The 11,226-nt window shown below is 67.9% G+C and carries 10 protein-coding genes; 2 read left to right on the forward strand and 8 right to left on the reverse strand.

The window, feature by feature from the left end; translation table 11 throughout:
* Window positions 1–2,385, forward strand: a complete 2,385-nt coding sequence (locus EL249_RS13860; protein WP_005673771.1) for an O-antigen ligase family protein — start codon at window positions 1–3, stop codon at window positions 2,383–2,385.
* Window positions 2,382–3,317, forward strand: coding sequence for a hypothetical protein (locus EL249_RS05715; protein ID WP_005673770.1), 936 nt, complete (start codon window positions 2,382–2,384; stop codon window positions 3,315–3,317). The genes EL249_RS13860 and EL249_RS05715 overlap by 4 nt, the downstream gene beginning before the upstream one ends.
* Here the strand turns inward: EL249_RS05715 and rng are convergent.
* The 8 genes from rng to EL249_RS05755 form a co-directional block, all read right to left on the reverse strand.
* The gene (gene rng, locus EL249_RS05720) at window positions 3,304–4,812 is read right to left on the reverse strand and encodes a ribonuclease G (RefSeq protein WP_040529933.1); all 1,509 of its coding nucleotides are present in this window, start codon (window positions 4,810–4,812) and stop codon (window positions 3,304–3,306) included. The genes EL249_RS05715 and rng overlap by 14 nt on opposite strands.
* A gap of 228 nt (window positions 4,813–5,040) precedes the next feature.
* Window positions 5,041–5,874, reverse strand: coding sequence for a Maf family protein (locus EL249_RS05725; protein ID WP_005673768.1), 834 nt, complete (start codon window positions 5,872–5,874; stop codon window positions 5,041–5,043).
* 66 nt (window positions 5,875–5,940) lie between these two features.
* Window positions 5,941–6,429: a 23S rRNA (pseudouridine(1915)-N(3))-methyltransferase RlmH gene (gene rlmH / locus EL249_RS05730; RefSeq protein WP_005673767.1), complete on the reverse strand. Its 489-nt coding sequence runs from the start codon at window positions 6,427–6,429 to the stop codon at window positions 5,941–5,943.
* Between the two features lie 24 nt (window positions 6,430–6,453).
* Entirely contained in the window at window positions 6,454–6,888 is a 435-nt protein-coding gene (gene rsfS, locus EL249_RS05735; protein WP_005673765.1) for a ribosome silencing factor, read from the reverse strand.
* 252 nt (window positions 6,889–7,140) lie between these two features.
* Entirely contained in the window at window positions 7,141–7,830 is a 690-nt protein-coding gene (gene nadD / locus EL249_RS05740) for a nicotinate (nicotinamide) nucleotide adenylyltransferase (protein WP_005673764.1), read from the reverse strand.
* Window positions 7,827–8,786, reverse strand: coding sequence for an oxygen-dependent coproporphyrinogen oxidase (hemF, locus tag EL249_RS05745; RefSeq protein WP_005673763.1), 960 nt, complete (start codon window positions 8,784–8,786; stop codon window positions 7,827–7,829). The genes nadD and hemF overlap by 4 nt, the downstream gene beginning before the upstream one ends.
* Window positions 8,787–8,899: 113 nt before the next feature.
* Complete coding sequence (gene purD, locus EL249_RS05750) at window positions 8,900–10,231, reverse strand: phosphoribosylamine--glycine ligase (protein ID WP_005673762.1); 1,332 nt, start codon at window positions 10,229–10,231, stop codon at window positions 8,900–8,902.
* A complete protein-coding gene (locus EL249_RS05755; protein ID WP_005673761.1) occupies window positions 10,228–10,956 on the reverse strand; it encodes a YebC/PmpR family DNA-binding transcriptional regulator in 729 nt (242 codons plus the stop codon). Before EL249_RS05755 ends, purD begins: the two co-directional genes overlap by 4 nt.
* Window positions 10,957–11,226: the final 270 nt, after the last annotated feature.

Consider the following 11,226-nt stretch of genomic DNA (forward strand, 5'->3'; position numbering starts at 1 on the left):
ATGCTTCTGGTGAATGTCGCGCATGGCCTGCTGGCACTCTACCTGCTGACGCTGCTGGCTGTGCCGAAAGTCCAGACGCCGCTGGTGGCGCTGACCTGCCTGCTGGCCATCATCGGTGGGCAGTGGCTGAAGGCCCCGCCGCTGGGCCGCCGCCTGCGCGAGGGCTGGGCCATGGCCGTGCCGCTGGTGGGCTATGCGACGCTGTTTGCCGTGCAGATCGAAATGGGCTGGCTGCGCTGGCGTGACTGGGACCAAGTGCTGATCTGCGCGCTGGGGCTGGGCGTGCTGCTGTCCAACCTGCCGGCCCGGGGGCCGGCCGTGCATCGCTGGCTGCTGCCGGCCGCTGCGCTGGGGGCCGTGGGGGCGCTGGGACTGGCCAGCTGGCAGTACTTCCAGCTGGGTATCCCCCGGCCGCACGGGCACCTGGGAGCCGGTGTGGTGGGCAGCGGCGCGCTGAAGTATGGGGATCTTTCCGCCGTGCTCGCGCTGTTTTCGCTGCAGCTGGTGTTGCGCGGACCGCAGGTCTGGCGGCGCGTGCTGGGCGGCGTGGGCTTCATGGCCGGTCTGGGGGCGGTGGCGCTGACCCAGGCGCGTGGTGCGCTGCTGGGCGTGGCCCTCGCCCTGGCCGTGCTGGGGGTGCTGTGGTGGCTGCGTCGCCGGGCACAGTCGTCGGCCAGGCAGGGTACGGAGGCCGGAAGGAATGCTCGCGAGGGGCGTCGGCCCTGGTGGCGTCAGCGCCAGCCGGTGCTGGCTGCGGTGCTGGGCCTCGTCGTGCTGGCCGGCGCCACGGACTACATGGGCGCACGTTTTGCCGATATCGGTCCGCAGTATGAGCGTTTCCAGGCCGGTGACAACAACAGCGAGGTGGGGCAGCGCCTGGCGCTGTGGGGCATTGCGCTGCGGGCCGCCCGGCATGCGCCGTTCACCGGCGTGGGCTTTGACGGGTTCGGTGCCGAGACGCAGCGCCAGCGCGACACGGGCGAGCTGGCGCGCGATGCGCTGGTGCTCTACCAGGGGCCGCACAATGAATATCTGGCCGGTCTGTCGGCAGCGGGCATCCCGGGACTCGTCGTCATCGTACTGTTCTTCTGGGCACCGCTGGTGGTGGGGTGCCGGCGCTTCCTGCGCGGCCAGCAGACCGAGACGGCCCTGATGCTGGTGCTGTTCAGCGCCAGCTATGCCGCCTTCACGATGACTGATTCCTTGCTGGACCGACAGATCTCGCTGCTGGCCTACGTGCTGCTGGCCAGCTGGCTGATGTCGGCCAGTGGGCCGGGAGCCGCGGCGGCAGGGCCTGCCGGCATGGGCAGACCGAAGGGCGGTGCGGGGAATGTCGCGCCGAATGTGGTCGCTGCGGATGTCGCCGGAGTACGAGGTGCAGAGTCGCCCAACATCGTTCGCCCGGATGGGGGTGAACGGGTTTCACGCTCGATGCAGCAGGGTGACGTATCTGGCTCCTCTTCGGCATCCGCTGTGGGTGTGCAGGTATCTGCGGCGGCGTCTTCGGCCGCTGCGTCAGCCGGGACTGTGACGACAGCCGACGGCCTGTCGGTTCCCGGGGGCCTGTCGGTGGCCATCATTGCCTGCAACGAGGCGCATCGCATCGCGCGGTGCCTGCAGAGCGTGTCCTTTGCCGATCAGATCGTGGTGCTGGATTCGGGCAGTACCGACGACACGGTGGCCATTGCTCGCGGTCTGGGCGCCGACGTGGAAGTGACGCCCGACTGGCCGGGTTTCGGCCCGCAGAAGAACCGGGCACTGGCACGCTGCCGGTACCGCTGGGTCCTGTCCATCGATGCCGACGAGCAGGTCTCGGATGCGCTGGCCGCCGAAATCCTGCGGGTGCTGTGTGAGGCATCCTCCGAGGCGACGGTGGCCGGCTACTGGCTGCGGCGCAGCAGCCGCTACTGCGGCCAGGTGATCCGCCACGGTCTGTGGGGCAATGACCGGGTGTTGCGGCTCTTCGAGCGGCAGCGCGGCCGTTTCACCGATGCACGGGTGCACGAGAGCCTGGTCTGCGACGGCGAGACCCGTGTGCTGGAGGGCATCCTGGTGCATGACAGCGTGGACTCTCCGGAAGACGCGCGCAGCAAGGCGCGCCGCTATGCCTTCCTGGGGGCCGAGGCGCTGCGCGCACGCGGCCGTGGCGGTTCCCTGCAGGGCGGCGTGCATGCAGGCTGGTCGTTTGTGCGTGGCTATCTGCTGCGGGCCGGGTTCCTGGACGGGCGCTTTGGTCTGACGCTGGCCCGGCTCAATGCGGCCGGCACGTTCTGGAAATACCATTGGGCGGCTCTTCCCGAGGCGAAGTGGGAGCAGCTGCGAGCGTCGCTGAGCGCCAGCGAGCCAAATTCCCCCTTCGCCCCGAACGCACGGTCTTCCCCATGAACCTGCTGCTGCTCACCTTCGGTGACAACACCGACAATCATCAGCAGGCCGTCTTCGCGGCGCTCAGTTTCATGCGGGATCCGCACATCAGGCGGGTGCTGGTGGTGACCGACCGCCCGGATTTCTATCGGTGGCTCTACGGTACGGCACGGAACGCACTGTCCACCGAGGATGGGGGCAAGGACGCTTCCGGGAAGCGCGGCATGGCAGCCGTCGAGATTCTTCCCATCACGGCCGAGACCCTGACCGGGTGGCAGGGGCCGCAGCAGTTCTTCTGGCGGATCAAGATCCAGGCCGTGGCCATGGCCGTGCGCCAGTATCCCGGCCAGCATCTGCTGTACGTGGATTCCGACACCTTCCTGGCCGGCTCATTGGCAGACATGGTGCGGCAGCTGGATGCGGGGGCCGCCTACATGCACTGCTTCGAGAATCGCCTGGGCGACCGCAACAGCCGGACGCTGACCCGCACACGCCGCGCGCTGGTGGGCAGGACGCTGGAAGGCATTGCGCTGACCGGCCGGCACGAGATGTGGAATGCCGGCGTGATCGGCTTGCCGGCCAGCACGGCAGCCGAGCGGGTGGCGCAGGCCTTGCAGCTGTGCGACGCCATGTGCGCCACTGATTGTCCCCGCCGGCTCATCGAGCAGTTTGCCTTCTCGCTGGCATTGCAGCAGGGCACGCTGCACCCCTGCCAGGATGTCATCGGCCACTACTGGGGCAACAAGGCGGCCTGGAACCGGCTGATTGCCGGCTTTCTGGCCGAGGCCCGGCTCAAGGACGAGACCGTGGCTCAGGCAGTGGCCCGAGTGGGGAAGGTGGACTGGCGGGCGCTGCCCCTGGAACACCGGCAACGGCGCTGGGTGCTGCGCCTCAAGGCAGGGATCGACTGGCTGCTGCCTCCCAAGAAGCTGCGCCACTTCACGCCAGGATGATGTCGTAGTCTTCCTGCGCGTAAGCAGGCTCCACGTGCAGGGTGATGGGCTTGCCGACGTTCTCGCCCAGAATGGCCAGGTGCGGGCTTTCCTCGTCCAGAAGCAGGTCGATGACCTGCTGCGAGGCCAGGATGCGGAATTCCTTCGGATCGAACTGTCGCGCTTCGCGGGCGATCTCGCGCATGATCTCGTAGCAGACCGTGCGGGCCGTCTTGATGGTGCCCTTGCCATGGCAGGCCGTGCAGGGCTCGCACAGCATCCTTTCCAGCGAATCGCGGGTGCGCTTGCGGGTCATCTCCACCAGTCCCAGCGAGCTGAAGCCGTTGACGGTGGTCTTGGTGCGGTCCTGCTGCAGTGCGCTGCGCAGGGACTGAAGCACGGTCTCGCGGTGCTCGGCGCTGTGCATGTCGATGAAGTCGACAATGATGATGCCGCCCAGATTGCGCAGCTGCAGCTGACGCGCCAGCGTCTGCGTGGCCTCCAGATTGGTGCGGAACACCGTGTCATCGAAGTTCCGGCCGCTGATGTAGCCGCCCGTGTTCACGTCGATGGTCGTCAGCGCCTCGGTCTGGTCGAAGATCAGGTATCCGCCGGACTTCAGCGGCACCCGGCGGGCCAGGGCGCGCTCGACTTCCTCGTCCACCTGGTACAGGTCGAAGAGCGAGCGGCTGCCCTCATGCAGGCGCAGCTTCTCTTCCAGATTGGGCATGTAGGTCTGGCAGAAGGTGCGCATCGTGGCCAGCGTCTCGGGGTCGTCCACGATGATCGACTGCGTGCCCGCCCACGCCATGTCGCGCAGCACCCGCTGCGACAGCGGCAGCTCGTGGTAGAGCTGCTCGGGCTGGCGGCTGCCGGCCGGCTTGCCGCTGGCGTTGGCCTGCGCGGCCTCCAGAATCTGTGCCCAGCGCCGGCGCAGGTACTGGATGTCGGCCATCAGCACCTCGTCCTCGGCGCCTTCGGCTACCGTGCGGATGATGAAACCGCCACCTTCCGAGGCTTTTCCGTCGTGCCCCTGGGCCGCCAGCACCTTCACGCGCTCCAGCAGCCGGTTGCGCTCGGTCTCGTCAGTGATGCGCTGCGCAATGCCGATGTGGGGGTCATGCGGCAGATAGACCAGCATCCGCCCGGCAATGCTGATCTGCGTGGTGAGCCGGGCGCCCTTGCTGCCGATGGGATCCTTGATGACCTGCACCAGCAGCGGCTGCCCTGGGTACAGGAGCTTCTCGATGGGGGTGGTCTTGTGCCCATCCATCCGGCACTGCCACAGGTCGGTCACATGCAGGAAGGCCGAGCGTTCCAGCCCGATGTCGATGAAGGCCGACTGCATGCCCGGCAACACGCGATTGACGATGCCGGCATAGATGTTGCCCACCTGGCCGCGACTGGCCTGCCGGTCAAGGTTGAATTCCTTCAGAACCCCCTGCTGGATGAGTGCCACCCGGGTCTCTGGAGAGGTGGTACTGACCAGGATTTCTTCTTTGGGGGCGTCAGTCATGGAGCACTCCGGCGACATATCTTCTGACAGATATACACCATGCAGGGCATGGCCGCCAAATCGGCGGCTCTTTGCACCGGGGGTGAAGCGCCCGGATGGACGTTTTGTCGACCAAGGCAACACAATGGTGTGTCGCCTCGCTCCGGGGGCGGGATGCGCATGTCCCGATGCACCCGCCCTGGTGATGGACGGGCGCAGGCACGCCCGCATTGGGTCCCGGTCGTTCCGTCAGTCCGAGGTTTTCTTCTTCGATGCGGCGGGAGCAGCAGCCTTCTTCAGCAGTGCGGCTGTCTCGTAGAGCGGCAGGCCCATGATGCTGCTGTACGAGCCCTCGATCTTCTTCACGAAACGGGCGGCCAGTCCCTGGATGCCATAGGCGCCCGCCTTGCCGAAGGGCTCCCCGCTGGCGATGTAGGCGGTGATGTCTTCATCGGTCAGGCGCCGGAAGCGCACCCGCGACACCTGGGTGCGCTGGCGCACCTTGCCACGCGGACTGACCACCACCACGCTGCTCAGCACCCGGTGCGAACGTCCCGACAGCAGCTTCAGGATGCGCCGGGCGTCTTCTTCATCCGTGGGCTTGCCCAGGATGCGGCCGCCCACGGCAACCGTGGTGTCGGCGGCCAGCAGCGGGGCGGCCGGCCAGTTGCGGCCGGTTGCGGCTGCGCCCTTGGGTAGCCTGCCTGGGGCAGGTCGGGTGGCGGGGGAGGCCCCGGTGGCCGGAGTGGCAGACGGACTGTCCGAAGCGGCGGTGCCGTTCGAGGTGGCGCCCGCCGCCGTAGCCGTGGCGGGGGCCGTGGTCGCGGCGATCTCGGCCACAGGGGATCCTGCCATCTGGGCCAGGAAGTCCTGACGCTGCAGTTCCTGAAGCCGCTGCCAGGCGGCCTCGGCCTTGGCACGCGCCACCCGTTCCACATAGTTCGTGGGAGACTCCTTCGGGCGAATGGCTTCCAGTTCTTCGGCCCGGCCTTCGTCCTCGTCCAGCAGCAACCGGACCTCGGTGATGCCGATCTGCTTGAGCAGTTCCAGCCGGCGTGGGCTGCGCGATGCCAGATAGATCATGATGTCACTCCTGATGAGATGGAAGTCTCCCGTCAGCCAGTCACGTCATCTGCCCGTGACAGTCGGTCACTCCCGATGGTAAGGATGTCCCGCGTTGATCGACCATGCCCGGTACAGCTGTTCGGCCAGCAGCACCCGCACCAGGGCGTGTGGCAGCGTCAGGCTGGAAAGCCGGATGCGCTCCTGCGCCTCGGCCTTCAGGCCGGCATCCAGCCCGTCCGGACCGCCGATCAGGATCGCGACCGGGTCGGCTGCCTGCTGCCATTGTTGCAATCGTCTGGCCAGCGCCGTGGTGCGCAGATCGTCGCCGTGCTCGTCCAGTACCACCACCCGGGCGCGAGGCGGAAGCTTCGCCCGCAGCCGTTCGGCCTCACGTGCCATCAGCGTGGCGGTGGCGGCTTCCGTGCGTCGGGTGGGATCACCGGTGCGGTTCTCGGTCTTCACCGCCACCAGTTCCACGTCCAGCCCGCTGGGAAAACGCTTCAGGTAGTCGGAAACTGCCTCGTCCACCCAGCGCGGGCTGCGCTGACCCACGGCCAGGATGCGGATCAGCATCGCCGTGCGCTCCTTGCCTGCTGGTCAGGCCTGCGCGCCCTGGGGGGCGGCATCCTCATCCTTGCGGCTGTGCCCCTTGTGGGTCGACGGCCGGGGCAGCGGCAGTTCGACCGGGTGCGTGCCCCACAGTTCTTCCAGGTTGTAGTAGGCGCGGATGGCGGGCTGCATGATGTGCACAATGATGTCGCCCAGATCCACCAGCACCCATTCGCCGGTTTCCTCGCCCTCCACCGACACCACCGGATAGCCTGCCTCGCGGGCCCGGTCCTGCACGTGTGCGGCCAGCGCCCGGGTCTGACGGTTGGAGGTGGCCGTGGCCACCACCACGCGATCGAACAGGTCGGACAGCGCCGGCGACTTGGCGTTGCGCTGCGGGCCGGTGTCGAAGACGCGGATGTCCTGCGCCTTCACGTCTTCCAGCGCGTCCACCACCAGGTACTGCAGTTCGGAAATGCTCATGGGTCTATTGGTCCCGAAGGTTCGGCACTGAACAGAGGGTACAGTGCTCATACTATAGGAATCGGTCCGGTTCACGGGTGTGTACCCGTATGGCCTGATCCGGTCATTGATGTCGTTTGCTGTGGTGGCTTGCAGGCCCGGGATGCGGGGCTCTGCGGGCCGGGTTTCGTCACGCGCCTGGCAACGGCTGCCTCGGCTTCGGTCAGGAAGTCACGCCCCCGGTGACGGCTGCCCCGGCCTCGGCCGGGAAGATCAGTCCTGCCCCGTTTCAGGTGTGCCGGTGCCGTACAGCCCGTGCCGCCGGATATAGGCCTCCACGCCCATCGGCAGCAGTCCGCTCACGGGCTGGCCGGCGGCCAGCTGCTTGCGCAGCTGCGTGGCCGACAGCGGAACGGGCGGCATCCGGAAGAACATGATGCTGCCGGCGGGCGTATCGGGCAGCGAGCCCGTGCCGCGCGCCGCCAGCAGTTTCTCGATGTCGGGCGGCAGGTCGGACAGGGGGACGCGCTCGCGCTGCGTCACGGCGAGGTGGGCGCAATCCAGCAGGTGCTGCCAGTCATGCCAGGTGTCGAGGTTGCGGAACTGGTCGCTGCCCAGCACCAGGATCAGCGCGTCGTCGGGGCCGTAGTGCTCCCGCAGGGCTTTCAGCGTGTCGATCGTGTAGCTGGGACCGTTGCGGTTCACTTCCTGCTCGTCGATCTTCCAGTGGCTGGCCTCGGTGCTGGCGGGCAGGGAGGCGATGGCCAGGCGCAGCATGGCCAGCCGATGGCGTCCGTCGGCCTGGTTGCCGCCTTTCTGCCAGGCATGGCCGGCCGGGATCAGCACCAGCTGGTCCAGCTTCAGGGCGGTGATGGCCGCCTGGCCGAGGGCCAGGTGCGCCATGTGGACGGGATCGAAGCTGCCGCCCAGAAGCCCGATGCGACGACGCCGGCCGAGACTCATGCCGATGCCACGCCCAGCCAGTCACGCGCCGGCAGGAAGTCGGTGTAGAGCCGTGCCTCGGGCGTGCCCGGCTCGGGCTGGTACTGGTAGCGCCAGCCGGCCGTGGGCGGCATCGAGGCCAGGATGGATTCGGTGCGGCCGCCCGAGGCCAGCCCGAACAGCGTGCCCCGGTCCAGCACCAGGTTGAATTCCACGTAACGGCCGCGGCGCAGCGCCTGGAAGGTGCGCTCGCGCTCGCCATAGGCACGGTCCATGCGCCGCCGCACGATGGGCAGGTAGGCGTCCAGGAAATGGTCGCCCACGCTGCGCGTCAGCGCGAAGGCCGTGGCGAAGTCCGGCTGGTTCAGGTCATCGAAGAAGATGCCGCCGATGCCGCGGGCCTCCTGCCGGTGCTTCAGGAAGAAGTAGCGGTCGCACCAGGCCTTCATGGCCGGGTAGTGCTCGGGGCCGAAGGGGGCCAGTGCATCGAAGCACACCTGGTGGAAATGCCGGGCGTCCTCTTCCTCACCGTAATAGGGCGTGAGGTCCATGCCGCCGCCGAACCACCACACGTCCTGCTCGGCCGGCGTGGGGGCCAGCGCGCGGAAGAAGCGCACGTTCATGTGCACGGTGGGCACGTGGGGGTTGCGCGGGTGCAGCACCAGCGACACGCCCGTGGCCCGCGCCTTGCGCCCGGCCAGCTGCGGCCGGTTGGCCGAGGCGGTGGGGGGCAGCTGGCTGACCTGCACGTCGGAGAACATCACGCCGGCACGCTCGAAGAGCTTGCCATCGTCCAGCACGCAGCTGATGCCGCTGCCCTGGGTGGGGCTGTCGGGCTCGCGCTGCCAGGCATCGCGCAGGAAGCGGTCTCCGCCGATGTCTTCGAGACCCGCCACGATGCGGGACTGCAGCCCGGCGAACCAGGCGGCGATGGCGTCATGTTCGGCCGGAGAAGAAGGCAGGGCCGTGGAGTTCATGATGATTGTTCTGGGGATGAGTTGCGGGGAAGGGGGACGCGGCCCGGGATCCGAGGTCCGACGCCCAAGGCCCGAGGCAGGCGAGGGTGTCTGCCCCGGTCGGGAAAGCCTCCTCAGGAATGGCGCTGGTTGGCCGGCAGCCCCAGGTGGCCGATGTCGCTGCGGTACTGCATGCCGTTGAAGTGGATGCCGCGCACACCTTCATAGGCACGCGTCTGCGCCATCTTCAGCGAGTCACCCAGCCCCGTCACGCCCAGCACTCGGCCGCCGCTGGTCACCACGTCCTGGTCCTTCTGGGCCGTGCCGGCGTGGTAGACGAAGAGGTCGCCCCCTTCGGCATTGCCGTGTGCCGGATGGCCGGTGATTGCGTCTCCCAGCTCCGGATGGGCCGGGTAGCCGGCTGCGGCCAGCACCACGCACAGCGCGCTGCGGCGATCCCACTCGGCCTCCACCTGGTCCAGCCGGCCGTCAATGCCGGCCTGGATGAGCTGACCCAGCGGCGTCTTGAGACGGCTGAGGATGGCCTGCGTCTCGGGGTCACCCAGCCGGCAGTTGAATTCCAGCGTGTTCAGGCTGCCATCCTTGCCGATCATCAGACCCGCATACAGGAAGCCCGTGAACGGCGTGCCCTCGTCGGCCATGCCGCGGATGGTGGGCAGGATGATCTCGCGCAGCGCGCGCGCATGGATGTCGGGCGTGATGACAGGCGCCGGCGAATACGCGCCCATGCCGCCGGTGTTGGGGCCCTGATCGCCGTTGAGCAGGCGCTTGTGGTCCTGGCTGGTGGCCAGCGCCAGCACGTTGCGGCCATCGGCCATCACGATGAAGCTGGCTTCCTCGCCGGTCAGGAAGGCCTCGACCACGACGCGCGCCGTGTCCTTGCCGTCCTTGCTGCCGCCGGTGAAGTCATCGCCCAGGAACTGGTCGACGGCCGCATGGGCCTCGGCCACCGTCTGGGCCACCACCACACCCTTGCCGGCCGCCAGGCCGTCGGCCTTCACCACGATGGGCGCGCCCTGACGGGTGATGTAGTCCTTGGCGGCTGCCGGGTCGGTGAAGGTCTCGTAGGCGGCCGTGGGGATGCCGTGGCGCTTCATGAAGGCCTTGGCGAAGTCCTTGGACGCTTCCAGCTGGGCCGCCGCCTGCGTGGGCCCGAAGATGGGCAGCCCCTGCTTGCGGAAGGCATCGACAATGCCCTTGGCCAGCGGTGCCTCGGGGCCCACCACGGTGAAGGCCAGATTCTCGCGTCGGGCAAACAGCGCCAGAGTCTCGATGTTGGTGACCGGCAGGTTGCAGATACCGGGCTCCAGGGCTGTGCCGGCATTGCCGGGGGCCACGTAGACCGTCTCGAAGGCGTGCGAGCGGGCCAGAGCCAGCGCGATGGCGTGCTCGCGTCCGCCGCCACCCACCACCAGGCATCGTTTCCGGGCTGTCATGTCGTTCATTCCTCGTCGATGACGGCGTTGGTGTAGACCTGCTGCACGTCGTCGACGTTTTCCAGCGCGTCCAGGATCTTCTGCATCTTCACCGCATCATCGCCGGTCAGTTCCAGCTCGTTCTGCGGCTTCATGGTGATCTCGGCCACCTCGGCCTTCAGGCCGGCCGCCTCCAGCGCCGTCTTCACGGCGATGAAGTCGCCCGGCTCGGTGATGACTTCCAGCGAACCGTCGTCGTTGGACAGGATGTCCTGCGCGCCGGCTTCCAGGCCCACTTCCATCAGCTTGTCCTCGTCGGTGCCGGGGGCAAACACGAGCTGGCCGCAGTGCGTGAACTGGAAGGCCACCGAACCGTCGGTGCCCAGGTTGCCGCCGTGCTTGGTGAGCGCGTGCCGAACGTCTGCCACCGTGCGGGTGCGGTTGTCGGTCAGGCAGTCGATGATGACCGCCGCGCCGGCCACACCGTAGCCCTCGTAGCGGATTTCTTCATAGTTGACGCCTTCCAGACCGCCCACGCCGCGCTGGATGGCGCGCTGCACCGTGTCCTTGGGCATGTTGCCGTCAGCGGCTTTTTCCATGGCCAGCCGCAGCCGCGGGTTCATAGCCGGGTCGCCGCCGGCCATCTTGGCGGCCACGGTGATTTCCTTGATCAGCCGCGTGAAGAGCGCGCCGCGCTTGGCGTCCTGGCGGCCCTTGCGGTGTTGAATGTTGGCCCACTTGGAATGGCCTGCCATGCTCGGATCCTCTGGGGGAAGGGCGGTTGCCTGTGGCCGGGGCGTGACGCTCCGCCATGGCAAGCCGCAGGGTTCACAATGATCTACATCGGCACGCCGCATGCCGCCGGTGAAGCGGGGGTGCGAGCGCGCGGCATCCGGGTACTCTGGTCTAAGATAACCGGTTGGGAGCAGCCCCGTCAGGCCCGTGCAAGAGCCACCGGGACAGGCATCCCGAATGCCCTGGAAGGGGGTGCACGGCCCATGGGGATGCCCTGCGAGGCCGCCTCA

Source organism: Lautropia mirabilis, assembly GCF_900637555.1.
Classification (GTDB): domain Bacteria; phylum Pseudomonadota; class Gammaproteobacteria; order Burkholderiales; family Burkholderiaceae_E; genus Lautropia; species Lautropia mirabilis.

Excerpts from the sequence above, each read along its gene's own strand:
- EL249_RS13860 (WP_005673771.1), top strand. The coding sequence starts at position 1 with ATGCTTCTGGTGAATGTCGCGCATGGCCTGCTGGCACTCTACCTGCTG.
- EL249_RS05715 (WP_005673770.1), top strand. The coding sequence starts at position 2,382 with ATGAACCTGCTGCTGCTCACCTTCGGTGACAACACCGACAATCATCAG.
- rng (WP_040529933.1), bottom strand. The coding sequence starts at position 4,812 with ATGACTGACGCCCCCAAAGAAGAAATCCTGGTCAGTACCACCTCTCCA.
- EL249_RS05725 (WP_005673768.1), bottom strand. The coding sequence starts at position 5,874 with ATGATCTATCTGGCATCGCGCAGCCCACGCCGGCTGGAACTGCTCAAG.
- rlmH (WP_005673767.1), bottom strand. The coding sequence starts at position 6,429 with ATGCTGATCCGCATCCTGGCCGTGGGTCAGCGCAGCCCGCGCTGGGTG.
- rsfS (WP_005673765.1), bottom strand. The coding sequence starts at position 6,888 with ATGAGCATTTCCGAACTGCAGTACCTGGTGGTGGACGCGCTGGAAGAC.
- nadD (WP_005673764.1), bottom strand. The coding sequence starts at position 7,830 with ATGAGTCTCGGCCGGCGTCGTCGCATCGGGCTTCTGGGCGGCAGCTTC.
- hemF (WP_005673763.1), bottom strand. The coding sequence starts at position 8,786 with ATGAACTCCACGGCCCTGCCTTCTTCTCCGGCCGAACATGACGCCATC.
- purD (WP_005673762.1), bottom strand. The coding sequence starts at position 10,231 with ATGAACGACATGACAGCCCGGAAACGATGCCTGGTGGTGGGTGGCGGC.
- EL249_RS05755 (WP_005673761.1), bottom strand. The coding sequence starts at position 10,956 with ATGGCAGGCCATTCCAAGTGGGCCAACATTCAACACCGCAAGGGCCGC.